The 23264-nt window shown below is 63.6% G+C and carries 22 protein-coding genes; 16 read left to right on the forward strand and 6 right to left on the reverse strand.

Translation table 11 applies throughout. The features are described 5' to 3' along the window. Nucleotides 1–344 precede the first annotated feature (344 nt). The 5 genes from FJ543_RS28340 to FJ543_RS28360 all read right to left on the reverse strand — a co-directional run bounded on the left by FJ543_RS28340 (nt 345) and on the right by FJ543_RS28360 (nt 6538). Nucleotides 345–914, reverse strand: a complete 570-nt coding sequence (locus FJ543_RS28340) for a DUF1254 domain-containing protein (protein ID WP_140618565.1) — start codon at nt 912–914, stop codon at nt 345–347. Continuing rightward, nucleotides 907–1491 (reverse strand): DUF1214 domain-containing protein, encoded by a 585-nt coding sequence (locus FJ543_RS28345; RefSeq protein ID WP_015318639.1) that lies wholly within the window; start codon nt 1489–1491, stop codon nt 907–909. Before FJ543_RS28345 ends, FJ543_RS28340 begins: the two co-directional genes overlap by 8 nt. Before the next feature lie 109 nt (nt 1492–1600). After that, the gene (locus FJ543_RS28350) at nt 1601–3754 is read right to left on the reverse strand and encodes a penicillin-binding protein 1A (RefSeq protein WP_140618563.1); all 2154 of its coding nucleotides are present in this window, start codon (nt 3752–3754) and stop codon (nt 1601–1603) included. Nucleotides 3755–3977: 223 nt separating this feature from the next. Then, entirely contained in the window at nt 3978–4910 is a 933-nt protein-coding gene (locus FJ543_RS28355) for a dimethylarginine dimethylaminohydrolase family protein (protein WP_140663165.1), read from the reverse strand. Nucleotides 4911–4951: 41 nt separating this feature from the next. Beyond that, nucleotides 4952–6538, reverse strand: a complete 1587-nt coding sequence (locus FJ543_RS28360; RefSeq protein ID WP_181174102.1) for an amidohydrolase — start codon at nt 6536–6538, stop codon at nt 4952–4954. 75 nt (nt 6539–6613) lie between these two features. Here FJ543_RS28360 and FJ543_RS28365 point away from each other — a divergent pair, with 75 nt between their 5' ends. The 5 genes from FJ543_RS28365 to FJ543_RS28385 all read left to right on the forward strand — a co-directional run bounded on the left by FJ543_RS28365 (nt 6614) and on the right by FJ543_RS28385 (nt 11581). Next, entirely contained in the window at nt 6614–7510 is an 897-nt protein-coding gene (locus FJ543_RS28365; protein ID WP_140878508.1) for a LysR substrate-binding domain-containing protein, read from the forward strand. 122 nt (nt 7511–7632) lie between these two features. Further along, entirely contained in the window at nt 7633–8727 is a 1095-nt protein-coding gene (locus tag FJ543_RS28370) for an ABC transporter ATP-binding protein (protein ID WP_140878510.1), read from the forward strand. 70 nt (nt 8728–8797) lie between these two features. Further along, on the forward strand, nt 8798–9910 hold the full coding sequence (locus tag FJ543_RS28375) for an ABC transporter substrate-binding protein (RefSeq protein ID WP_015318633.1): 1113 nt from the start codon (nt 8798–8800) through the stop codon (nt 9908–9910). 22 nt (nt 9911–9932) lie between these two features. After that, entirely contained in the window at nt 9933–10766 is an 834-nt protein-coding gene (locus FJ543_RS28380) for an ABC transporter permease (RefSeq protein ID WP_015318632.1), read from the forward strand. Then, on the forward strand, nt 10766–11581 hold the full coding sequence (locus FJ543_RS28385; RefSeq protein ID WP_140878512.1) for an ABC transporter permease: 816 nt from the start codon (nt 10766–10768) through the stop codon (nt 11579–11581). Before FJ543_RS28380 ends, FJ543_RS28385 begins: the two co-directional genes overlap by 1 nt. Here the strand turns inward: FJ543_RS28385 and FJ543_RS28390 are convergent. Continuing rightward, complete coding sequence (locus FJ543_RS28390) at nt 11578–12366, reverse strand: fumarylacetoacetate hydrolase family protein (protein ID WP_140878514.1); 789 nt, start codon at nt 12364–12366, stop codon at nt 11578–11580. The two genes, FJ543_RS28385 and FJ543_RS28390, sit on opposite strands and share 4 nt — an antisense overlap. Before the next feature lie 322 nt (nt 12367–12688). Between FJ543_RS28390 and FJ543_RS28395 the strand changes: the two genes are divergently transcribed. The 11 genes from FJ543_RS28395 (at nt 12689) to FJ543_RS28445 (ending at nt 23257) form a co-directional block, all read left to right on the forward strand. Continuing rightward, nucleotides 12689–13096, forward strand: coding sequence for a DUF3168 domain-containing protein (locus tag FJ543_RS28395; RefSeq protein WP_015318629.1), 408 nt, complete (start codon nt 12689–12691; stop codon nt 13094–13096). Nucleotides 13097–13266: 170 nt separating this feature from the next. Continuing rightward, nucleotides 13267–13566: a hypothetical protein gene (locus FJ543_RS28400; RefSeq protein ID WP_015318628.1), complete on the forward strand. Its 300-nt coding sequence runs from the start codon at nt 13267–13269 to the stop codon at nt 13564–13566. A gap of 78 nt (nt 13567–13644) precedes the next feature. Beyond that, nucleotides 13645–14310 (forward strand): response regulator transcription factor, encoded by a 666-nt coding sequence (locus FJ543_RS28405; protein ID WP_015318627.1) that lies wholly within the window; start codon nt 13645–13647, stop codon nt 14308–14310. A 46-nt stretch (nt 14311–14356) separates the two neighbouring features. Continuing rightward, a complete protein-coding gene (locus FJ543_RS28410; RefSeq protein WP_140878516.1) occupies nt 14357–15727 on the forward strand; it encodes an ATP-binding protein in 1371 nt (456 codons plus the stop codon). A 186-nt stretch (nt 15728–15913) separates the two neighbouring features. Further along, nucleotides 15914–16354, forward strand: a complete 441-nt coding sequence (locus tag FJ543_RS28415) for a hypothetical protein (protein ID WP_041163489.1) — start codon at nt 15914–15916, stop codon at nt 16352–16354. 121 nt (nt 16355–16475) lie between these two features. After that, nucleotides 16476–17612 (forward strand): c-type cytochrome biogenesis protein CcmI, encoded by a 1137-nt coding sequence (gene ccmI, locus FJ543_RS28420; protein WP_140878518.1) that lies wholly within the window; start codon nt 16476–16478, stop codon nt 17610–17612. Nucleotides 17613–17620: 8 nt separating this feature from the next. Next, entirely contained in the window at nt 17621–18064 is a 444-nt protein-coding gene (gene ccmE / locus FJ543_RS28425) for a cytochrome c maturation protein CcmE (RefSeq protein WP_015318623.1), read from the forward strand. A gap of 32 nt (nt 18065–18096) precedes the next feature. Further along, nucleotides 18097–20082, forward strand: a complete 1986-nt coding sequence (locus FJ543_RS28430) for a heme lyase CcmF/NrfE family subunit (protein ID WP_140878520.1) — start codon at nt 18097–18099, stop codon at nt 20080–20082. Continuing rightward, complete coding sequence (locus tag FJ543_RS28435; protein ID WP_140878522.1) at nt 20079–20546, forward strand: cytochrome c-type biogenesis protein; 468 nt, start codon at nt 20079–20081, stop codon at nt 20544–20546. Before FJ543_RS28430 ends, FJ543_RS28435 begins: the two co-directional genes overlap by 4 nt. Nucleotides 20547–20678: 132 nt before the next feature. Continuing rightward, nucleotides 20679–22229, forward strand: a complete 1551-nt coding sequence (locus FJ543_RS28440; RefSeq protein WP_140618544.1) for a Do family serine endopeptidase — start codon at nt 20679–20681, stop codon at nt 22227–22229. Between the two features lie 353 nt (nt 22230–22582). Further along, on the forward strand, nt 22583–23257 hold the full coding sequence (locus FJ543_RS28445) for a response regulator transcription factor (RefSeq protein WP_041163488.1): 675 nt from the start codon (nt 22583–22585) through the stop codon (nt 23255–23257). The last annotated feature ends 7 nt before the right edge of the window (nt 23258–23264 follow it).

Genomic DNA, 23264 nt, shown 5'->3' on the forward strand with positions numbered 1-23264 from the left:
CCCTCTGCCGGCCTTAATGATATTTGGAGGCGTTGCGTTGTGCTCCGGGGAAACCGAGAGGAATGCGCGAATCATGGGCATGGTACTGTCTTTCGTGCCGCGTGCGGCACCGGCCAATCGAGCCAAGCAAACCACCGAAATACCGGCGGCTGTGATCATATTTCCCGGCATCCGTTATGAGCGGTCCAGCACCGGCGAAGCCCGGCCTGCAGGGCCGGACAAGCCGGGATCGCCACGGACGCCAGTCCCCCATCACTGAGCAGTCCCCCACCACTGAGCTTTGCTGAAGCCATGGTTTGGTCCGTCAGTCCCTCTGCTCCGGATCCGCGATCGAGGATCGCGGCTTAGAAATCCTGCAACTCGCAGGAACTCTGATCGAGAAAGCGCGACACGATCGGCTTCCAGCTCTCGTCGGGTACGAAGCTGCGGATGACGAAGATGCCTTCATCGATGGGCGCCTCGACGAAGATCGCTCCCTGAAGATCCTCGGGCAGGTCCTTGCGCACGTCGATCATCTGCGCCGGCGTCAGCACGACGGCATCCAGCTTGCCGCCCGCCGCCGTGTGGTCGTTGAAGGAATAGATGTTGTGACCGCTGCGGTCATAGACCGACACCGACCAGAACGGGACGTCCCCCGGCGCCTTGATCCGGACCATTCCTTCCTCGAGGTCGAAGCGGCAGGCCGTTGCGTAGAACAGCGGGTCAACCGATTTCACCACCGGTGCGCCGCCCGCTTCGGCATCGAGCCGGTTCATCTTGTAGAGATCCGAAGCCATGGAGAGACGCGACCAGGCGTCGCGTTCCGAAAATTCCGGCACCAGAAGCAGGACGACAATGTGGACGATGCCGGCGCCGACGAGGCCGAGCAGGATGGCATGCAGAAGCCTGCGCAATGCGGCACGCAAACTACGCATCGCAGCCCGCCTTGACGATCCTGGGCAGCGAAACGTCTGACAGGCCGGTGCTGCTGGCGATCGGCGTGTCGTAGAGGGTCAGGACGAAATACATCCGTCCAGAACCGTCGGTCAGCAGCCAGTTGCCCGGCATCGGGTGATGGCCCACGGATATAATCACGGAATTGTCCGGTTGGCGTAGCACCTCGTAGGACTGAAGAGCCGCAAGCCGCGATTTGCCGGTCTCGACGACGCCGAGCGACTGATCGGCGGCATAAAGCGTCCAGAACCGCGCTGTCGGAAATCCGCCCTCGATCCTGTAAGTGCATTCCCGCTTGAGCTGGTCGCCGGCGGCATCCTTTTCCGCCACGAAGGACAGGCCCTCGGCGCGACCAAGCGCCAGCACGCCCTCGCGCGCCACGCGGGCCTTGGAATAGGGGTCCGCGGCCGGTGTGCCGATGTCGGGGAAGGCAGTCCACTGGCCGATCCTGATTGCGCCGACACCGTCCTGGATCTTCAGCGCATACCAGACGCTGGCACCGCCTCCGCCAATGGCTATGGCAAGCGAAATCAGCATCAGGAAGGCGTTCTTGAGCATGAAGGGCCAGGTGCGCGCAGGATTGCCGTTCGGGGATATCGCGGCGCGGGGCCTTGTGGCAAGCAGGCGTGATGGATTTGCCAGTCGGTCTTGTCTCAGCGGGCGGATATCACAGTGCCGACAACGTTTCGGGTGAAGCGGGGGCGTCGAGTTTGGGGGCCGCCTGGAACATCTGGCTCATGTCCCGCAACGTCTGTGTGGTTCGACTGGACAGCACCGGCGGCCGCTCGGCGGCGGCTTCAGCCGCTGCCTGCTCCTCGCTCTTCTTCTGTGCCTCGGCGGCCTTTGCCGCGACCTCCTCGTCGACGAAGGGCTTGTCTATCCCCGGGATCGGCTTCAAGTCGATGTTCTGGTGCGCGTAGACCATCAACCGCTGCCACACCATCGCCGGCAGCGAGCCGCCGGTCATGTTCTTGGTCGGGGTGAAATCGTCATTGCCCAGCCACACGGCTGCCGTGTAGTTGCCGGTAAAGCCGACGAACCAGGCATCGCGGTAGGATTGCGTGGTGCCGGTCTTGCCGGCGACGACGATGTTGGGAATTTGCGCCCGCCGCGCCGTGCCCATCACCGGCACGGCCGCCAGCATGGTGTTCATGGATTTCAGGGCCTGCTCGGACAGGACGCGATGCGGCGGCGGCGCGTCCTTGGTCCAGTCATACACCACGTCGCCGGTGCGGGTTACGAGCTGGGTGATGCCGTGCCGGGAACCGACGAAGCCATTCTGGGCGAACACGCTGTAGCCCGTCGCCTGGTCCATCACGGTCATGCCCGAGGTGCCGAGCACCATCGTCTTGTGCCCTTCGAGCGGCGATTCCACCCCAAACGATTCCGCCAATGCCTTGATCGGCGCGATGCCGAGATGGTCCTTGGCCAGCCGCACCGGCACGGTGTTGATCGACTTGGCCATCGCCATAATCAGCGTGATGTTGCCCGCCGACTCGCCGCTGTAATTGTGCGGCGACCAGTTGCCCCAGCTGATCGGCCCGCCAGAAATGATCGAGTTCGGCGTGAAGCCGTGTTCCATCGCCGTGGCGTAGACATAGGGCTTGAACGATGAGCCGGTCTGGCGCAGTGCCTTGGTGGCGCGGTTGAACTGGCTGGCGCCGTAGTCGCGGCCGCCGACGATCGCCCGCACCGCGCCATTGGTCTCGATGACCACCACGGCCCCTTCGGTGACGTTGTACTCCTTGCCGAACTGGCGCAGGTGGAACTCGACGGACTCCTCCGCCGCCTTCTGGATGTTGGCGTCGAAGGTGGTGTGGGCAACCAGCGAGTGCTGGCCTGGCTTGGCGATCTTCTTGACCTCATCGAAGGCCCAGTCGAGGTAGTAGTCGGGGCTCTTCTGTTCGCCGCGGTCGACGACGTCGGCCGGGTGCAGTCTGGCCTGCAGCACCTGGCCCTCGGTCATGAAGCCGGAATCGACGAGGTTGGACAGCACCACGTTGGCCCGCGCGCGCGCCGCCGGCAGGTTGATATGCGGCGCATATTTGGTCGGCGCCTTGAACAGGCCGGCCAGCATCGCCGCCTCGGCAAGGTTCAGGTCCTTGACGCTCTTGCCGAAATAGAAGTCCGCCGCCGCCTCGATGCCGAACGTGCCACCGCCCATATAGGCGCGGTCCAGATAGAGCTGCAGGATTTCCTTCTTCGACAGATTGGCCTCCAGCCACAGCGACAGGAACGCCTCCTTGATCTTGCGCTCGAACGTGCGCTCATTGGTCAGGAACAGGTTCTTGGCCAGCTGCTGGGTGATGCTCGAGCCACCCTGGACGACCGAATTCGCCCGCACGTTCTCGAAGATCGCGCGCGACAGGCCGAGCACATCAATACCGTAATGGTCGAAAAACCGGCGGTCCTCGGTGGCGAGCACCGCCTTGATGACATGGTCCGGCATCTCGTCGACCGGCACGGAATCGCGCTGTATGATGCCGCGCTGGCCGATCTCGTTGCCATAGCGGTCCAGGAAGGTGACGGCGAAGTCGCCCTGGGCACGCCAGTCGCCGGTGGTGTCCTGGAAAGCGGGTATCGCCAGCGCCAGCATCACCACCATGCCGCCGGCGCCGAGTGTAAAACCTTCGCTCAAAAGTTCTATGAAGCCGCGGCGCCAGCCCTTGAGACGGAAGCGCCGCGAGAAGATCGTCGCGGCCTCCCAGAACTGGCGCGCCTTGAACCCGATTTCATAGAGCGAGGAGTCGAGCCACGCGTCCAGCGCCAGCAACCAAGCGGCGATCGGACCTCTTCTCTTGCGTGGTTCAGGGCTGACCATTCAAAAAACCCGGCTCGGTTCTGGCGCGACCTGAAAACCGCAAGCGGGCAATTTCAGGGCGGCGCCCTGTCCGACTATTCATCCATTTACCGACACTCACAAGGGCGGCGAGGACACAGGGGCACGGTTTGTTGATGGAAGAGCCAGGTACCCGGCGGCCGGTTCCTCGCCCGCCAGGTACTCGATCCGGCGAGCGGGGGCAGTTTTGCCGTTTTCCCGACTATCAGGCCGCCTCGCGTTTCAGCGCCTGTGCCATGCAATGGATGCCGCCGCCGGTCTTGGAGATTTCGCTCATGTCGACGGCCGCGACCTCGAAGCCGCGCGCCTTGAGCTTTTCGATCAGCGTCTTGCTGGACGTCGGCGCGATCACCCGGTCCTTGCCCAGCGACATGAAGTTGCAGCCGAGCGCCATCGTATCCTGGAAGGGAACGTCGATGATCTCGTGACCCTTGCCCTTCAGCCAGTCGACGATGCCAGGCTCGGTGCAGGCGAGGCAGACGGCGGTGAGCTTTTCGGCGATCGGCACCACCATCAGGTCGATATGGACGTAATATTCGTCGATGAAGGCAATGCGTGTCTCCCAGCCTTCCTTCTCGAACCAGGCCTGCACCTGCCGGGCGCCTTCCTCCTGCGTGCGGGCGCCGCCGCAGCCGATCAGCACCACGCCGTCCTCGATGACATTGAAGTCGCCGCCCTCGAAAGTGCCGGCCGTCACCATGTCGTAGATCGGGATGCCGAGCTTTTCATAGGTGCGGATGGCGGCGTAGTTCTCGCCGCGCCGCCACCAGTTGGCCATGGCGGTGATGATGGCGCCATAAGGCGTCATCACGCTGGAATCGCGGGAATAGACCTGCATCGGCAGTTCCGGCGTCGGCTCGTGCCAGTGAATGTTGACGCCGAAATGCTCGTAGGCCGCGACAAGATCCTTGTGCTGTGCCTGCGCGATCTGAACGTTGCAAGGGGCTTCACGCAGGTGCTTGCGCGACAGCGAACTGGTCGACAGGTGGCGCAGGAAATTCGGCGATCCGAGCAGCACGTCGGTCAACACGTCGGTTTCGTTGGCGAAGCCCCAGACGGTCAGCGGCTGGGTGCCGCCGGCCGGGTTGCGGCGTTGCAGCGAAAACGGCTCGGTGATGATGCGGTCATGGACGGTCATGCGGGTTCTCCTCGTGGGCTCGTTCTAAAGGGTTGGTCAGGTCATGCATTGCTTGGGATCCACCAGTCGCGGCCGCGCGCGGTGGTGACATATTCCGGCCAGCGAAAGTTGATCGGCGGGTCGTAGTCGCAGAGCGGCGCGATCCAGTTGGAGCCGCCGACGCCACCGCCGGTACGGGTGATGAACTCGTCCATTGCCGCATCGCGGGCGGTCTGGTCCTCGAGCAGGCGCAGCGCCGCCAGCGCGACCGTCTTGGCGGCGCAGATGACCATCGGGTCGATCGTCGCGGGAATGCCACCCAGCGCATTCATCACCCAGGAGGGATAGGCACCGCCATTCGCCGAGCGGAGCGCTGGGCGGGCGACATAGAAGCGGGCGGTCGGCGCTTGCCAGCTCATGTCGGTGTAGTCGTCGGAGGTCGAGTTCACCTGGGACGGTGGCAGGTCGCGGCGCAGGATCGCCTCAGCCTCTTGTGGCGAAATCAGCCGCTCAAGCTCATCGATAAAGGGGTTTTCGGTAGCAGTGCCGCCGGCATTGACCTGGATTTCCCGCGCGATTGTTCTGGCCAGTTGGTCCCAGCGTGGCGGCCCGACTGTCGACAAGGCTTCATAGGCAATCCCGGCCATGGCGTGGTTCGCGAGCCCCGGCCGTGACTTCGACACCCAGTGCCGCTCGTAGCGGCAGCCGCTGATCGCGGCCGCGGCCGCGGCGTTGCGGTCGAGCACCGCCGTTACCTGCTCGGCCATGCCGATGGTGGGCACGCGGATCATGTACTGGATCTCGGCCAGTCCCGCCGGCAGATTGTCGGCCGTGGCCTGGCCGGCCGTCAGGATAGCCTCGCTGATCGACCAGCCGCCCTGGTGTGGCAGCATGGAATCGCGCAACGCCTTGGAAGCCATGTACATGGTCATCAGTGCATCGTTGGCGCCCGGTGCCCTGACCGCCGAATGCGCCTGCGGGATCGGTGCGCCGTCGCTTGCGCGAACCCAATTTTCGGGTTCGTCGCAGACGAACCGATAGATCATCGCGTAGGCCGCGCCGCAATGCGTGTCCCAGCGCGCGGTATTGCAGAGCGGCAGCATGTAGAAGGGATGGAAGGAGATCATGCCAGCAAGGCCGTCATAGTAGCCTTTTGCCGCATGGATCGGCTTCGAACCGCGCACTTTCTCAGCCGGCTCGCCGGTAAAGCGCAGCGTGCCTTGAATGTCGTGGCGCTGCATGGCGGCTTTGGTGGCGAGCAGGCCGCCGAGACTTGCTATGCCGAGCCCCGAATGCGGGTCGGTATGGCCGCCGGCCTCGGCGCCAAGGCCAGGTCGCGGCTGCCTCACCGTCACGGCGTCCTGGCAATTGCCGGGCACGGCATCATATTCGGCATACATGCCCACTGTCGGTCCGGCACCGTTCGTCCAATGGGCGCAAAAGGCGGTCGGCATGCCGCCCGAGCCTTCCTCGACCGAAAATCCCTCGCGCTTGAGTCGATCGACATACCAGGCGGCCGATTGGTACTCGCGCCAGGCGGTCTCGCCGAAATCGAAGATGGTGCGTGTCCATGCCGACAGCAGGGGCTGGATGCCGTCGAGGCAGGCAAGCGCGGTCTCTTGCGCCGATGTCGTCACCGGTTTGTCCATGCGTCAAAGAAAGCAGTGAAGTGGTTCGCCAAAAAGTGATATGTTTTCGTGGTTCATGCAAATTCGGTTCACCTCTTGAGAATTCCATCGACACAGGCGCTACGCGCGCTCGACAGTTTCGCCAGGCATGGCAGCGTCTGGCGCGCCGCCGACGAACTGCACCTGACCCGCAGCGCGGTGAGCCACCAATTGCGGCTGCTCGAGCGCGATCTCGGCTTCGATCTGCTGGAGCGGATCGGCAAGGGGGTGGCGCTCACCCCGCGTGGGCAGCGCTATGCCAGCGACGTGCGCAAGGCGCTGACCGTGCTGGGTGACGCGGTGACGCGCGATGCCGGCACTGGCGTCGGCGGCTCGTTCGCCGTCTCCTGTACGCCGGGTTTCGCCTCGCTGTTCCTGTGCACCCATATCGGCGAGTTCCGGCAGATGTACCCTGATGTCGCGCTGCGCATCCTGACGCCCCGGCGGCTCGACGATGTCAGCAATGCCGACGCAGACGCCTTCATCGCATTTGGCGTGGGCAACTGGCCGAACCGCATGGCCGATCTGTTGTGCGAAATCTCGTTCACGCCGCTCTGCAGCCCGACGCTGCTCAACAAGGTCGGAGGCCTTTCCAGGCCGGCGGACGTACTGCGCGCCAATCTGCTTCATCTCGACGACACCGAGGATTGGGCACGCTGGCTGGCGCTGTCCAAGGTCGAAAACCCGGACACCGAAGGCGGCATCTTCTTTTCCGACATGAACCTCGTCTTCTCGGCGGCGATTGCCGGGCAGGGGATCGCCATGGGTGACGAACTGACCAGCCGCCGTGCGCTGAGCGAAGGCCGTCTGGTCAGGCCTTTCGACATCGCGATCAAATCGCCGCGCTCCTATTTTCTGGTCTCCGAACACGCAAAGGCCTCGCACCCGGTCCTGGAAGCGTTCGCGGGATGGCTGAGGTCGACTCTCTCCGAGAATCGCATTCAGCCTTATTGAGGGGCAGGGTGGCGTCAGCCCGCCATAGATGAATGAAATTTGCCGATCAGGCGAAAACTATTCGGTTGCGGTGAGCTTCCGCCCTGCCTACGATTTGGCTCAACGGTAAGGATAGAGGCAGGATGCAGCAACCCGGCCGGGCCGCAGAGATCAAGGCAATCGGGATCGGCAAGAGCTTCGGCTCGTTCCGTGCGCTGGACAATCTGACGCTCGACATAGGCCGCGGCGAATTCCTGACGCTGCTTGGGCCCTCCGGCTCCGGCAAGACCACCTTCCTGATGATCCTGGCCGGCTTCGTGCAGCCGAGCGAGGGCAGGCTTTTCAGCGACGGCGCCGATATCACCGACCGCCCGGCCGAGCAGCGTGCCGCCGGCATGGTGTTCCAGGGCTATGCGCTCTTTCCGCATATGAGCGTCGAGGCCAACATCGCCTTCCCGCTCAAGGTCCGCAAGAAATCGGCCGCCGAGATCAAGAAGCGTGTCGGCGAGATGATCGAGCGCGTCGGTCTGGTCGGCCACGAGAAGAAATTGCCCTCGCAGCTTTCCGGTGGCCAGCAGCAGCGCGTCGCGCTGGCCCGGGCGCTGGTGTTCGAGCCGGGCGTGCTCCTGCTCGACGAGCCGTTTTCGGCGCTGGACAAGAGCCTGCGCGGCCAGATGCAGGCAGAGATGAAGCGCCTGCACCAGGAGACCGGCACGACCTTCGTCTTCGTTACCCACGACCAGAGCGAGGCGCTGGCGCTGTCTTCGCGCGTCGCCATCTTCAATCATGGCAAACTGCTGCAGGTCGGCGCGCCGGACGAGGTCTACGACCGGCCGGACAATCGCTTCGTCGCTGAGTTCCTCGGTGAGATCAACATGCTGCCGCTGAAGGGGGTTAGGCCTGTCGACAACGGCTCGACCGGCCTCTGTGAGGACCGCGCGGTAAGTATCCACTGCAAGGCTGAGAAGGTGCGTGGCGACGCCATCCTGGCGATCCGGCCCGAACACATGTCGATAGCACGCGAGGCCGCCGCCGGAGAGAACGGCATTGCCGCGACGGCAATCGCCTCGACCTATCTGGGGGCGGCGACCAAACTCGACCTCACCACGCGCCAAGGTGCCAAAGTCACCGTCTCGGTGCCCAACGAGGTCGCGGCGGCGGCGCTCAGCAAGGGCAATTCCGTGTGGCTGACATGGCCGGCGGAAAAGGGTTTCCTCCTTCCGGACGGAGGACAATGAGCGCCGGCGCGGCCTGATCAGCCGCACCGGCTTCCGGAATCAAAATCAACGAAAACAAAGGGGAACTGACATGAACGACACCAAGAAACAGGCCATCGAAACGCTGTCCGAAAGGACGAGACGCGGCGAGATCTCGCGTCGGCAGTTCGCGCAACTCGCTGCCCTCGTGCTCGCCGGCACGCCGATGCTGCTGCGCTCGACCGGTGCCTTTGCCGCAGCGAAGGAACTTGTGCTGGTCAACTGGGGCGGCGATGCCATCACGGCCTACGACGCGGCCTATGGCCAGGCCTTCACCAAGGATACCGGCATTACGGTCAAGATGGACGGGTCGGGCCCGACCGAAGGCGCGATCGCCGCGCAGTCCAAGAGCGGCGCCCCGACCTGGGACCTGGTCGACGTCGACCCGTTCTCGGCCATTACGCTCGGCGCCCAAGGCATGCTCGAGCCGATCGACTACAACATCGTCGACAAGAAGAAGATGCGGCCGGGCTTCGGCTGGGACTATGCCGCCTCGACCTATTTCTTCTCCTATGTCATCGCCTACGATTCCGAGAAATACGGCAAGGATGCACCGACTGGCATGGCCGATTTCTTCGATGTGAAGAAATTCCCGGGCAAGCGTTCGCTCTACAAATGGGGCGTGTCGAGCTGGGAAGCGGCCCTTTTGGCCGACGGCATCGCGCCGGCTTCGCTCTACCCGCTCGACCTAAAACGTGCGCATGACAAGATATCAGCCTTCAAGGAAAACGTCGTCGCCTATTGGGGCGGCGGCGCCGAGAGCCAGAGCGTGCTGCTCAATGGCGAAGCCTCCATGGCGATCGTCTGGTCGACGCGCGCCTCGCTGATCGAGCAGGATTCCGGCGGCAAGATCAAGTTCATCTGGGACCAGGGCCTGATCTCGCCCGGCGCGCTGGCCGTGCTCAAGAACAACCCAGGCGGCAAGGATGCGGCGATGAAGTTCATCGCCAGCGCCCAGGATCCGGAAAAGCAGCTCGTCATGTTCGACAAGCTTGGCCAAGGTCCGGCCAATCCGGCGGCCGACGCGCTGATCCCCGCCGACAAGAAGCGCATCAACCCCGTCGATCCCGAGAACATGAAGAAGCAGATCCCGCTCGACATGGACTGGTACGCCAAGAACTATGGGCCGGCGCTCGACGAATACACCAAGATCATCTCCGCCTGACCAGCGGCGATGCTGATCTGACATGAGAGGCGTTCTCTCTGACAGGATGGGCGCGGCGCTGTTGATGGCGCCGCTGCTCCTTTTTCTCGGCCTCGCCTATGCCTGGCCATTTCTCGGCGTGGTGAAGTGGAGCTTCACCTTGCCGACGCCCGGGCTTGGCCAGTACGAGGCGTTGCTCACCGACGATCTGGTCCAGTCGGTGTTCATCCGCACGCTGCGCATCGCCGCGATCGTCACTATAGTGTCGGTCGCTGCCGCCTATGCTATTACGGTCGTCTGGGTTCGCGGCAGCCCGGCGCAGCGCCTCATCGCCGAATTCTGCATCCTGGTGCCGTTCTGGATCTCGGTGCTGACACGCGCCTTCGGCTGGGTGGCACTGCTGTCCAATCGCGGCCTGATCAACACCTGGCTGCAGTCGATCGGTTTTATCTCCGAACCGCTGACTTTGGTACGCAACGAATTCGGCGTCATTGTCGGCATGACGCATTTCCTCATTCCTTTCGCCGTCTTTCCGCTGGCTTCGGCCATGCGCAGCCTTGACGAGCGTGTTCTGCTCGCCGCGCGCGGCCTCGGCTCAAGCCGCATGCGCACCTTCTGGACGGTGTTCGTGCCGATGACGCGCTCCGGCATCATCGGCTCCGCGATGATCGTGTTCGTCTTCTCGCTCGGTTTCTTCGTCACGCCGGCGATTCTCGGTGGCGGGCGCAGCGTCATGATCGCCGAACTGATCTATCTCAGGATATTCCAGAGCCCGGACTGGGGGCTGGGGGCCGCGATCAGCGTCGTGCTAGTACTGTTCGTGGGCGCGCTGATGGCGCTCTTGTTTCGTTATGTCAGACCGAAGCAGCTGATCTGATGCCGACTTATCGCCCCGGTCCTGTCTCGCTGGTTATCGCCGCCCTGGTGGCGCTGTTCCTGCTGTTGCCGCTGCTGGCCGTCATTCCCGTGTCGCTGACGCCGAGCCGCATGCTGGCGATGCCGACGGGCGAATTGTCGTTGCGCCACTACCGATCGTTGATCGAGGATCCGCGCTGGCTCCAGTCGATCCTGCTTTCGATCCGCATCGGCATCGTCAGCAGCGCCATTTCAACTGTGCTGGCGCTCTGCTTCAGCCTCGGCGTCTGGATGTTCCAGCCGCGCTTCACCGCGACCCTCGTCGGCTTCGTGCTGTTGCCGATGGTGGTGCCACCGGTGGTTTCGGCGGTCACGCTCTACTTCCTGCTCACCTCCATCTCGGGCGTCAGTTCCTTCTTCGGCTACGATACCTGGCTCGGCGTTGCCATGGCGCATTCGGTGATGACGGTGCCGTTCGCGACGGTGCTGATCCTGGTCTCGCTCAGCCAGCTAGACCGACGCATCGACCTTGCCGCGCGGGGGCTTGGCGCAAGTGTCTGGGCGCGCGCCACGCGCGTCATCATGCCCAACATCAAATTCGGCATCGTCACCGCGGCGCTGCTGTCCTTCGTGCTGTCCTGGGAAGAGATCGGCGTCACTTTGTTCATCACCTCGGTCAACGCCATCACGCTGCCGCGCCTGATGTGGATGGGACTACGTGACAACATCGACCCGGCGATCGCCGCCCTGTCGGTGATTTTGATCATCATCACCGTGCTGGTTCTGGCGGTGAGGAGCGTCGTGGTCAGGCTGAACCGGGGGAGCAAGCCGGTCTAGACGAATCGCACCGAGACTTTGCCGAACCTGCCCAAATCGCCAATGACTTCGTCACCGGCGGCGACGCTGATCGGTGTCACGCAAGTTCCGGTGATCACCACCTGTCCCGGTTGGGGCGCTATGCCAAGCCGCGACAGCTCATTGACCAGCCATGTCAGCGCGATACGCGGGTCGCCGAGGACAGCCGCGCCCGTTCCGTCGTGCCGCGACTTACCCGAAACGAGACCGGTCACCGGGTACTCCGCCAGGTTCACGTCGCGCCAATCGTCTTCGGCAGGCTGGCCGATGACAAACAGATTGGCGCAGGCATTGTCCGCGATCAGCTGCGGCGCGCCGACAGCGCAGAAATCATCATATCGTGAGTCCGGTATTTCGATCGCCGGATGCAGGGTCGCCACGGCGTCCATCACGTCAGCGATTTCATAAGGTGCGGCGCGAGGTGGGATCTGGCGGCCGAAACGGAACGCGAATTCGACCTCGGCGACCCGCATCTTGCTCGTCGCCAGCGAGACGATCCCGCCGACCTCGACCGCTTTTTCGGCGAGCAGACGCCCGGCCATCGGGCCGTCGACGTTGATATGCCTTTGACCGGCCAGGCTGGTTGCCGCGATCTTCCAGCCGAAAAGCGGGGCCGCCGAATGCTCCATGACATGCGACTGGATGGCGTAACCTTCGGTGCGCGTTTTCGGCCGCAGTTCCTCGGGTATGGCGTCGACATGGGTGCCATTGTCCCAATGGCCTACCAGCAGACGTGACGCGGCCCTGGCCTTTTCTGGATCGAGCATGGTCAGCTCCGGAAATCGGGAACATGCTCCTCTGTCCGGCCAAGCCGGCAAGGAACATTCCGTCGTATGGACCAGCCTATATGGGGCAAGATCGCGTGACCAGACAATCAGAGGCAAGCTCATGGTCAATTTGCCAGGCCCTATCGCGCCGACTGACGAGATTGTCGGCAAGTCGTATTTTCGAGATCATCGGCGTTCATGATTCCGATGACGAATCGCCATCGTCTTCGCGTGGCGAACCGCTATATCTGAGAAGGGATGCGGACATGGGCAGGCTTTGGAAAAGCATTGTCGGTGGCGCAACGGCTTGAGGAAATGGACGATGACCGCGCCCGGCGATTTGCAGCAGGCCCTGTTTCTAAGACTGAAAAGCGATGCGTCGCTGTCGGCGCTGCTGGGTGGCGCCGGACTGCTCGAGCGGGCAACCGACAACGTCGCCTTTCCCTATGTGACTTCAGGCCAGACTTCTGCCTTTGACTGGGACACCGGCGCCGAGAACAACGACGACCAGCTGATCACGCTGCATGTCTGGTCGAAGGCGCATGGCGAGGCCGAGACCCGGGCGATCATGGATGCCATCAAGGCGCGGCTTGCCGGAGCGGTGTTGGTTATAGGCCCGCGTGGCCAGACGCGGCTGTCGCTGGAATTCAGCGAGGCGCGTTACGATGAGGAACTCCTTGTCCACCATGGCCTGCTGCGATTCCGTGCGCTGACGCAGGAAAACGCCTGACGCACTTTCAATATCACCAAAACGGAGTCTAGACTGAGCTTTCGCGGGTTTCACTGGGGGGCGGTGAAATCCAAGATGTCTGTCTCGCGTTGCAGGGGTGTGGCGAGCATGGTTTCAGGGCCGTTCACTGTTCATTTCACGTTCAGCACCGATGCGTTACAACGCGGGTCATGAAAACGCTTCGCTCCCATTTCCGAACCGCGACCCTGGCGCTTAGTGCCGCCGGGCTGTTTGCGTCGCAGGCAATGGCGATACCGGTCATCGAGCCCGACCAGGCCAGCCCAATCGTCCTGGCTGCATCCGACTGCTATGCGATCGGTCAGCAGGTGGCTCAGCAGAATGGCGGAACGCTCGCCAAGGCTTCGGCATCGACGCGTGGCGGCCAGCCGGTCTGCGTCATCGTCGTGCTCGTGCCCGGCAAGGACGGACAACGTCCGCGCCGCTCCGAAATCGTCGTTCCGCAGAACTGACCGGTCTTCCCTCCGTTTCCCAGGCCGGCGGAATCGGCCTATATCTGAAATCTTCAATCAACAGGCATTGGTCCCCGTATGCGCGTACTCGTCGTCGAGGATGACAAGGATCTCAACCGGCAGATCTCGGATGCGCTGGTCGATGCCGGCTATGTCGTCGATCGTGCCTTCGACGGCGAGGAGGGCCATTTCCTCGGCGACACAGAGCCTTACGATGCCGTTGTGCTCGACATCGGCCTGCCGCAGATGGACGGCATCAGCGTGGTCGAGCGCTGGCGTCGCGGCGGCCGCAAGATGCCGGTGCTGATCCTGACCGCGCGTGACCGCTGGAGCGACAAGGTCTCCGGCATCGACGCCGGCGCCGACGACTACGTCACCAAGCCGTTCCACATCGAGGAGGTGCTGGCGCGCGTCAGGGCCCTGATCCGCCGCGCGGCCGGCCACGCCTCGTCGGAACTGACCTGCGGGCCGCTGCGTCTCGACACCAAGGCTTCGAAGGCCGATGTCAACGGCGTGCCGCTGAAATTGACCTCGCACGAATTCCGGCTGCTTGCCTATCTGATGCACCACATGGGCGAGGTCGTTTCGCGCACCGAACTGGTTGAGCATCTCTACGACCAGGACTTCGACCGCGATTCCAACACCATCGAGGTCTTTGTCGGACGATTGCGCAAGAAGATGGGCATCGACATGATCGAAACCGTACGCGGCATGGGCTACCGCATGCGCGAGCCGGAGGCGTAAGGCGGAACCGCTCCCCACCAACCCGACCGCGGGCAGACGGCTCTCGCTGCGCGCGTGGCCGCGCTCGCTGACGTTCCGCGTCATCGCCTTCTCCACCGTGTGGGCGATCCTGACCCTGGTCGTCATCTTCACCCTGATCACAACGCTCTACCGACAGGCCAGCGAGCGGGGCTTCGACAGCCTGTTGTCGGCGCATCTGTTCAACCTGATCGGCTCCATCGGCATCTCCGACAGCGGCGCGTTGACCGGCTCCCCCGATCTTGGCGATCTCCGTTTCTCGGAACCGAATTCGGGCTGGTACTGGTCCGTCGAGCCCGCCTCGGAAGGCGTGCATGGCGATCTTCACTCGTCGTCCATGACCCGGACCATCCCGTCGCCGGACGTGGCGGATGTTCCCTTCAACGCCAATTTCCAGCGCAGCTATGCCGCGCAAGGCATCAATGGCGAGGAACTGGTGGTGTTCGAGAGCGAATTCGTTCTCGACGCGAAGAACCGCGCCGCGCGCTTCCGCGTCATGGGCAACAAGACCGAGTTGGAGCAGGAAATAGGAACGTTCCAGCGCCGCCTGCTGACCTATCTCGGCCTGTTCGGCATCGGCATGATCGCCATCAACGCCATCGCCATCCTGTTCGGGCTGCAGCCGTTGCGCAGGGTCCGGAACGCACTCGCCATGGTGCGCGAGGGCACCGCACAGAGGCTCGACGGCCGCTTCCCGGCCGAGATCGAACCGTTAGCCAACGAAACCAACGCCTTGATAGAAAACAACAAACGCATCGTCGAGCGCTCGCGCACCCAGGTCGGCAACCTCGCCCATTCCCTGAAGACACCGCTTGCCGTTCTGCTCAACGAGGGCCGGGCGCTTGGCGGCGCCAAGGGACAGTTGATCGCCGAGCAGGCCGCCTCCATGCAAAAGCAGATCGACCATTACCTGCAGCGTGCCCGCGTCGCGGCGCAGCGCGACAGCGTCGTCTATCGCACGCCGGTGGCACCGCTGGTGCAGCGCATGGTGCGCGTTTTGCAGAAGCTGAACCCGCGGACCAGCCTGTCGCTGTCGCTGCCGGCCACCGAGATCGTCTTTGCCGGCGAACGCGAGGACCTCGAGGAACTGCTTGGCAATCTTCTCGAAAATGCGGTGAAATGGGCAAGGAGTGCTGTCGCGATCTCGGTCGTGCCCTTCGCCGGCAAGGATGAGAGCCTGTTCGAGATCAGCATCGAGGACGACGGACCGGGTATTCCCGAGGACAAGGCCCGTGAAGCGCTGAAGCGAGGGCGGCGCCTCGATGAGACCAAGCCTGGGACAGGCCTGGGCCTTGCCATTGTCGCCGATCTCGTCAACGAGTATGGAGGCGTCCTCGCACTCGAGCGGTCCGGCATGGGCGGACTGAAGGCGACGGTGCGATTGCGGAGCCTGCAGTAATGCTACCCAGGCCAATCGGCAGCAATGGAAGGCGCATATTGTGGCGGCATATCGATTGACCCCAGAGCAGCCGCCAGTGGCCAAATTTCCGACAAATATCAACACTATAGCCACGCCTACTTCTCCGATGACGCGGCCCCCGGCGCATCCATGGCAGACTCCAACTCAAGAAAACCGGTTGTTGGCATGAAGATTCGCGTCGCGCTTGTTTCCGCATTGCTGGCCGTGTCGGGCTGCACCACCTTGAGCGGCAAGGGTCCGACCGTGGCGGCGACACCGGCCTCGACGCCTCCGGCCGGCGGCAAGGTCGTTACCAAGTCGATCATCTCCGCCATGGGCGGCGGCCTCATTGGCGGGTCGATCGGCAACGGTCTGAGCGACACGGAGAAGCGCAGCGCGCTCGAGGCCGAATACAAGGCGCTCGAATACAACACCAGCGGCCAGAAGGTGACCTGGAAGGGCGATCAGGCCTCACGCTATGGCGAGGTCGTCCCTGCCCAGCCTTACCGCGTCGGTTCGCAGGATTGCCGCCAATACACGCAGACGGTGTTCACGGGCGGCGCCAGCGTCACGGCGCACGGAACAGCCTGCCGCAATGCCGACGGCAGTTGGACGCCATTGACCTAGCCAGCCGGGTCTCGTTGCGATCCGGCCGGTGGATTTCGATCGCGACATTCGGCGCGTGCCGTCAAAGCGTCGCAGGATGCCTGTGTTGGCAGGGCAGGGCTCTGCCGTTATTGGAAGAACCATGCTGTTCTGGGTCATAGCCGCAATTCTCACGCTGGGCGCCAGCCTGGCGGTGCTTTTGCCGTTGGCTGGTGCCTCCAAGGGCGCATCATCGAGCGGCGATCACGATCTGGAAGTCTATCGCGATCAACTGTCCGAACTCGACCGCGATGCCGGGCGCGGTTTGATCGGGCCCGCTGAAGCGGCCGAGGCGCGCGCCGAGATCGCCCGCCGCATCCTTCGCCTGGGCAACGCGGATATGGCGGCCAAGGCGTCCGGCAGGTCATCGGGCACCGTACGGCTTGTCGCGACCGTTGCGGTGCTGGCGGTTCCGTTGGTCAGTTGGGGGCTCTACAGTCAGATCGGCTCGCCTGACCTGCCGTCGCAGCCGCTCAGTGAGCGGTTGGCCAAGAACCCCGCCGACAGTTCGGTCGATGAGCTGGTGGCGCGCGCCGAGGCCCATCTTGCCGCCAATCCTTCCGACGGCAGGGGCTGGGACGTGCTGGCGCCGGTCTATCTGCGTATGCAGCGCTTTGCCGACGCCGCGGCGGCCTACCGCAACGCCATTCGCCTGGACGGCGACAGCGCTGTCCGTCAGGCCGGTCTCGGCGAGGCGATCGCCGGTGCGGCGGGCGGCATTGTTTCGGCCGATGCCCAGGATGCCTTCGAGGCGGCCTTGAAGCTTGACCCGGCCAATGGGAAAGCCGGTTTCTATCTGGCCATGGCACTGGCGCAGGAGGGTCGTGGCAAGGAAGCGGCCGCGGCCTGGCAGGCTATGCTTGGTACGCTGCCGCCGGATTCGCCGTGGCGCGGCGCTGTCGAACAGGCGCTGGCCAAATCCGGCGGCCCGGAAGTCGCCTCCGGCACGACCGCGAAAGGCCCCGATGCCGCCGATGTCGACGCGGCGTCCTCCATGTCGCAGCAGGACAGGGAAGCCATGATCAACACCATGGTCGCCGGCCTGGACGACAAACTTCGTCAAAATCCGCGCGACCCGGAAGGATGGATGCGGCTGGTTCGTTCCTATGTCGTGCTGGGCAAGGCCGATCAGGCGCGCGATGCGCTGGGCCGCGCCATCGCGGTCTTTGGCGCCGATAGTGACGAAGCCAAGAAATTCACCGCCTTTGCCGCCTCGCTCGGCTTGACGGCGACGGAGTAGAATTGGGTATGACGCGCAAGCAGAAACGATTGTCGGTGATCGCGGGCGGATTGGTTTTTCTGGGCGCCGCCACCGGGCTGACCTTCTATGCGCTTGGCCAGAAGGCGTCCTATTTCTACATGCCGGCCGATCTGACCACCGCCAGCGTTCAGCCGGGCCAGCGCATCAGGCTCGGCGGTTTGGTCGAAAAAGGCACCATCCAGCGCGGCCAGGGCGCAACAGTTGCCTTTTCGGTCACCGACACCCACAAATCGGTCAAGGTGACTTATACCGGCATTTTGCCCGACCTTTTCCGCGAAGAGCAGGGTGTCATCACCGAGGGTACCTTCGGCCCTGACGGCGTCTTTGTCGCCGACAGCGTTCTGGCCAAGCATGACGAGCGCTACATGCCCAAGGAAGTAGCCGACGGCCTGAAGGCCAAGGGCGTCTGGCAGGAGAGCAAGAGTGAGTAACTCTGGCGGAAGAGCAAGTGTGAGCCGCGCGAATGGTTGAAACCGGACATTTCGCCCTGGTTCTGGCGTTCGCGCTTTCACTGGTGCAGACGATCGTGCCGCTGTTTGGCGCGCGGCTGAACAACCAGCGCCTGATGGCGGTCGGCGGTCCGGTCGCGGTGACCGGTTTCGCGTTGACGGCGCTGTCCTTCGCGGCCCTTGCGGGCGCCTATGCAAGCTCTGATTTTTCCCTGGCGAACGTCTGGGAGAACTCGCATTCGCTGCAGCCGCTGATCTACAAGATCACCGGAACCTGGGGCAATCACGAAGGTTCGATGCTGCTCTGGGTGCTGATCCTGACCTTCTTCGGCGCGCTTGTGGCCGCTTTCGGCTCCAACTTGCCGGCGACGCTGCGCGCCAATGTGCTCGCCGTGCAGGGCGCTATTGGCGCTGCCTTCTTCCTGTTCATCCTGGTGACCTCCAATCCCTTCATCCGGCTCAATCCGGCGCCCATCGAAGGCCGCGATCTCAACCCGATCCTGCAGGATCTTGGCCTCGCCATTCACCCGCCGATGCTCTATCTCGGTTATGTCGGCTTCTCGATCTGCTTTTCCTTCTCGGTCGCCGCCCTCATCGAGGGTCGCATCGATGCCTCCTGGGCGCGCTGGGTGCGGCCATGGACGCTGGTCGCCTGGATGTTCCTGACCGGCGGCATCGCCATGGGATCGTACTGGGCCTATTACGAACTCGGCTGGGGCGGTTTCTGGTTCTGGGATCCGGTCGAGAACGCTTCCTTCATGCCGTGGCTGGCGGGCACCGCGCTGCTGCATTCGGCCATCGTCATGGAAAAGCGCTCGGCGTTGAAGATCTGGACGCTGCTGCTCGCCATCCTCACCTTCTCGCTGTCGCTGCTAGGCACCTTCCTGGTGCGTTCGGGCGTCCTGACTTCCGTCCATGCCTTTGCCACCGATCCGACGCGCGGCGTCTTTATCCTATGCATCCTGACGCTGTTTATCGGCGGCTCGCTGGCGCTGTTTGCGCTGCGCGCCTCGAAGCTGACGGCAGGCGGCCTCTTCCATCCGGTTTCGCGTGAAGGCGCGCTCGTCCTCAACAATCTATTCCTGACCACGGCGACCGCCACGGTGCTCGTCGGCACGCTCTATCCGCTGGCGGTCGAGGCTTTTTCGGCCGACAAGATTTCGGTCGGAGCGCCGTTCTTCAACCTCACCTTCGCCCCCCTGATGGTGCCGCTGCTCGTGATGGTTCCCTTTGGGCCGCTGCTGGCCTGGAAGCGCGGCGATGTCTTCGGCGTTGCGCAGCGGCTGATGGCCGCGTTCGCAGCCGCACTTCTTGCGACGCTGGTTACTGTCCTGTTCATCGACGGCGCTTCGGTGCTTGCCGCGCTTGGCGTCGGCCTCGGCGTCTGGCTGATCCTCGGCGCGCTGACCGACCTCGCCACCAAGGCGGGGGTCGGCAATGTCGCCGCGCCGACAATGGTCAGGCGTCTGGTTGGTTTGCCACGCTCGGTCTTCGGGACTGCTTTCGCGCATCTTGGCCTCGGCCTGACCGTGCTCGGCATTGTTGGCACGCTCTGCTTCGGGACGGAGAAGATCCTGTCCATGCATGCTGGTGAAACCGTCGAAATCTCCGGCCGCACGGTGCGGTTCGTCGGGCTCTATCCTGCGCAGGGACCGAACTACAGCGAGGATCGCGGGCGTTTCGAGCTGATCGGCGTCAGCGGCAGCCCTGTCGGCGAAGTCAGCTCCGCCAAGCGCTTCTATCGGGTGCGGCAGATGACGACGACGGAGTCCGGCATCAAGACTATTGGCCTTTCCCAGCTCTACATTTCGCTCGGCGACGAGGGCAAGGACGGCTCGGTCGTGGTGCGTCTGTGGTGGAAGCCGCTGGTAACGCTGATCTGGGGCGGCGGCCTGGTGATGATGGCGGGTGCGGCGATGTCGCTGATGGACAGGCGCCTGCGGGTCGGCGCGCCTTCGCGCCGTCGCAAGCAGGCGGTGGCGCCGGCGGGTCTGCCATGAGGGCAAGGCTTTCGTTGACGTCGATAGTCCTGTTGCTGGCGTTGTTCTTCGCCGGAACGGCAATGGCGGTGAAGCCCGACGAGATGCTGGCCGACCCGGCACTCGAGGCGCGGGCGCGGGCGCTGTCGGAAGGCCTGCGCTGCATGGTCTGCCAGAACCAGTCGATCGACGAGTCCGATGCGGACCTTGCCAGGGACCTGCGTATCCTGGTGCGACAACGCCTTGTCGCGGGCGATACCGACCGGCAGGTGATGGATTATGTGGTTTCGCGTTACGGCGAGTTCGTGCTGCTGAAGCCACGCTTCGATCTGCGCAACGCGCTGCTGTGGGGCACGCCGGTTCTCCTGCTTCTGGCCGGCGGCGTGTTTATAGTGCTCAGTGCGCGGTCGCGCCGGCTTCCGGCAACGGCAGCGCTTTCGGTCGATGAGCAGGCCGCATTGGACGCGATCCTCCGCCGCGACTGACGGCTGCCGTCGCCCGCCAACATTACCAAAGTTTCATGTGCCGGAAATGGCGTCGTAATGTGCGCTTCCCTAATTCTCGTTCCTTGAGGATGCCGATCAAGGCGCGTCCGCTTGAAAGAGGATAAGAGATCCATGAATATTGCCCCCGATTCATATTTCCGCACCCGCAAGCGTCTTCTGGCTGCTGCCGCGTCTATCGCGGTCGCCGGTGCGATCGGCGTTGGCGCGCTGACCAGCGGAACCAGCCCCGTTCTCGCTGACGCCGTGCGCGTCGAGGCCCCGCAGGTTCCGAGCTTCGCCGATGTCGTGGAGCGTGTGTCGCCAGCCGTGGTCAGCGTCAAGGTCAAGGCCAAGATCCAGCCGACCGCCGATGATGGCTCCGACGATCAGGACGGCCTCGACAATCTTCCCAACAATCCGCAGCTGCGTCGTTTCTTTAAGGAATTCCGCGGCTTTGGCGACCAGGGCGGCCAGAACGACGAAGGTCATCGTCGCTTCGGTCATCGCGACCGCAACAATGGCGAGCCGCGCCCGGTAGCGCAGGGCTCCGGCTTCTTCATCTCCGAAGACGGTTACCTCGTCACCAACAACCACGTCGTCGAAGAGGGCACCGCCTTCACCGTTGTGACCAATGACGGCAAGGAACTCGATGCCAAGCTGGTTGGCACCGATCCGCGCACCGATCTCGCCGTGCTCAAGGTCGATGGTGGCGGCAAGTTCACCTATGTCGACTTCGCCGACGATTCCAAGGTTCGTGTCGGTGACTGGGTCGTGGCTGTCGGCAATCCGTTCGGCCTCGGCGGCACCGTCACCGCCGGCATCGTCTCGGCGCGCGGCCGCGATATCGGCGCCGGCCCCTATGACGATTTCCTCCAGATCGACGCCTCGGTCAACCGCGGCAATTCAGGCGGCCCGACCTTCAACCTCAACGGCCAGGTGGTCGGCATCAACACCGCCATCTTCTCGCCTTCCGGCGGCAGCGTCGGCATCGCCTTCGACATTCCGGCCTCGACCGCCAAGCAGGTCGTCGGGGATCTGATGAAGAGCGGTGCGGTGCAGCGTGGCTGGCTCGGCGTCGAAATCCAGCCGGTCACCTCCGACATCGCCGAATCGCTCGGCCTGAAGTCCAACAATGGCGCGTTGGTTTCGAGCGCCCAGGACGACGGCCCCGGCAAGAAGGCCGGCATATCAGCCGGCGACGTGATCACCCAGGTCGACGGCAAGGACGTTGCGTCGCCGAAGGAACTCGCCCGCCTGATCGGCGCCTATTCGCCCGGCAAGTCGGTTGATGTCACGGTCTGGCGCGACGGCAAGAGCCAGACGGTCAAGGTCGATCTCGGCAAACTGCCGGCGAGCGACAAGCAGGCCTCGAACGACCAGCAACAGCAGCCTGCCGCTCCGGCAAAGCCTGACACGCTGGCCGATCTCGGTCTCACCGTCACCAAGTCTGAAAACGGCAAGGGTCTGGTGGTGACAGACGTCGACCCCGACAGCGCCGCCGCCGATCGCGGCATCCAGCCGGGCGACGTCATCACCGCGGTCAACTCGGCGGAGGTCAATGGCACCGAAGACGTCACCAAGGCCATGGCCGATGCGGTCAAATCCGGACGCAAGGCGGTGCTGATGCAGATCACCCGTGACGACAACAACCGCTTCGTCGCGGTGCCGGTGGCCAAGGGCTGAGACGACTTTTCCAATGCGGCGGTTTCAACACCCCCGAGTCGCCGCATGGGAAAGTAAGAAGGAGAGCCCGTTAGTCAGTCATCGCGCTCTCCTTCAGCGGCAGCGGGCTTCCCATCGCCCGCTGCCGCGCCCGTATGTGGCTGCCCACTCAGGCCCTCGTGCCCGATGCCGGTTGGTCCTCGGTTGCAGGTAACGACATGACCGGGAACTGGCATGTTCGGCCTAACGAAGCCACGGAACAAAGATTTTATCGCGTACGCTCTCGATCGTCTTGATCGCGATGCGCTTTGGCAAAGGCTAAAATGCAGATGCCGGCTACTCAACCTTCAAGCGAAATCGCGTATAACGGCCCTATGAAGATTCTCGTCATAGAAGACGATCGCGAGGCTGCGGATTATCTGCAGAAAGCCTTCACCGAAGCCGGTCATACCGCGCATGTTGCGGGTGACGGCGAGACCGGCTTCGCGCTTGCCGATGCGGGTGACTACGATGTGATGGTCATCGATCGGATGATGCCGCGCCGCGACGGCCTGTCGGTTATTGCCGCCCTCCGCTCCAGGGGCAACACGACGCCGGTGCTCATCCTTTCGGCGCTGGGCGAAGTCGATGACCGGGTCACCGGCCTGCGCGCCGGCGGTGACGATTACCTGACCAAGCCCTATGCCTTTTCCGAACTTCTGGCTCGTGTCGAGGTGCTCAACCGACGCGCCAGCGCCAAGGAGGCCGAGACCGTCTACCGGGTTGGCGATCTTGAACTCGACAGGCTATCGCATTCTGTCCGCCGGGCGGGCCGTGAGATCACGCTCCAGCCACGCGAATTCCGCCTGCTCGAATATCTCATGCGCCATGCCGGCCAGGTTGTGACGCGCACGATGCTGCTCGAAAATGTCTGGGACTATCATTTCGATCCGCAGACCAATGTCATCGACGTCCACGTCTCCCGGCTGCGCGGCAAGATCGAAAAGGGCTTCGACAAGCCGATCCTGCATACCGTTCGCGGTGCCGGCTACATGCTGAAGGGCGGCTAGGCGGCGG

Origin of the sequence: Mesorhizobium sp. B2-5-7 (genome assembly GCF_006440875.1) — a bacterium.
Taxonomy (GTDB): Bacteria; Pseudomonadota; Alphaproteobacteria; order Rhizobiales; family Rhizobiaceae; genus Mesorhizobium; species Mesorhizobium australicum.

What these genes read in the sequence shown, in the direction of transcription:
- FJ543_RS28340 (WP_140618565.1), bottom strand. Translation starts at nt 914, where the DNA reads ATGCGTAGTTTGCGTGCCGCATTGCGCAGGCTTCTGCATGCCATCCTG.
- FJ543_RS28345 (WP_015318639.1), bottom strand. Translation starts at nt 1,491, where the DNA reads ATGCTCAAGAACGCCTTCCTGATGCTGATTTCGCTTGCCATAGCCATT.
- FJ543_RS28350 (WP_140618563.1), bottom strand. Translation starts at nt 3,754, where the DNA reads ATGGTCAGCCCTGAACCACGCAAGAGAAGAGGTCCGATCGCCGCTTGG.
- FJ543_RS28355 (WP_140663165.1), bottom strand. Translation starts at nt 4,910, where the DNA reads ATGACCGTCCATGACCGCATCATCACCGAGCCGTTTTCGCTGCAACGC.
- FJ543_RS28360 (WP_181174102.1), bottom strand. Translation starts at nt 6,538, where the DNA reads ATGGACAAACCGGTGACGACATCGGCGCAAGAGACCGCGCTTGCCTGC.
- FJ543_RS28370 (WP_140878510.1), top strand. Translation starts at nt 7,633, where the DNA reads ATGCAGCAACCCGGCCGGGCCGCAGAGATCAAGGCAATCGGGATCGGC.
- FJ543_RS28375 (WP_015318633.1), top strand. Translation starts at nt 8,798, where the DNA reads ATGAACGACACCAAGAAACAGGCCATCGAAACGCTGTCCGAAAGGACG.
- FJ543_RS28380 (WP_015318632.1), top strand. Translation starts at nt 9,933, where the DNA reads ATGAGAGGCGTTCTCTCTGACAGGATGGGCGCGGCGCTGTTGATGGCG.
- FJ543_RS28385 (WP_140878512.1), top strand. Translation starts at nt 10,766, where the DNA reads ATGCCGACTTATCGCCCCGGTCCTGTCTCGCTGGTTATCGCCGCCCTG.
- FJ543_RS28390 (WP_140878514.1), bottom strand. Translation starts at nt 12,366, where the DNA reads ATGCTCGATCCAGAAAAGGCCAGGGCCGCGTCACGTCTGCTGGTAGGC.
- FJ543_RS28395 (WP_015318629.1), top strand. Translation starts at nt 12,689, where the DNA reads ATGACCGCGCCCGGCGATTTGCAGCAGGCCCTGTTTCTAAGACTGAAA.
- FJ543_RS28400 (WP_015318628.1), top strand. Translation starts at nt 13,267, where the DNA reads ATGAAAACGCTTCGCTCCCATTTCCGAACCGCGACCCTGGCGCTTAGT.
- FJ543_RS28405 (WP_015318627.1), top strand. Translation starts at nt 13,645, where the DNA reads ATGCGCGTACTCGTCGTCGAGGATGACAAGGATCTCAACCGGCAGATC.
- FJ543_RS28415 (WP_041163489.1), top strand. Translation starts at nt 15,914, where the DNA reads ATGAAGATTCGCGTCGCGCTTGTTTCCGCATTGCTGGCCGTGTCGGGC.
- ccmI (WP_140878518.1), top strand. Translation starts at nt 16,476, where the DNA reads ATGCTGTTCTGGGTCATAGCCGCAATTCTCACGCTGGGCGCCAGCCTG.
- ccmE (WP_015318623.1), top strand. Translation starts at nt 17,621, where the DNA reads ATGACGCGCAAGCAGAAACGATTGTCGGTGATCGCGGGCGGATTGGTT.
- FJ543_RS28430 (WP_140878520.1), top strand. Translation starts at nt 18,097, where the DNA reads ATGGTTGAAACCGGACATTTCGCCCTGGTTCTGGCGTTCGCGCTTTCA.
- FJ543_RS28435 (WP_140878522.1), top strand. Translation starts at nt 20,079, where the DNA reads ATGAGGGCAAGGCTTTCGTTGACGTCGATAGTCCTGTTGCTGGCGTTG.
- FJ543_RS28440 (WP_140618544.1), top strand. Translation starts at nt 20,679, where the DNA reads ATGAATATTGCCCCCGATTCATATTTCCGCACCCGCAAGCGTCTTCTG.
- FJ543_RS28445 (WP_041163488.1), top strand. Translation starts at nt 22,583, where the DNA reads ATGAAGATTCTCGTCATAGAAGACGATCGCGAGGCTGCGGATTATCTG.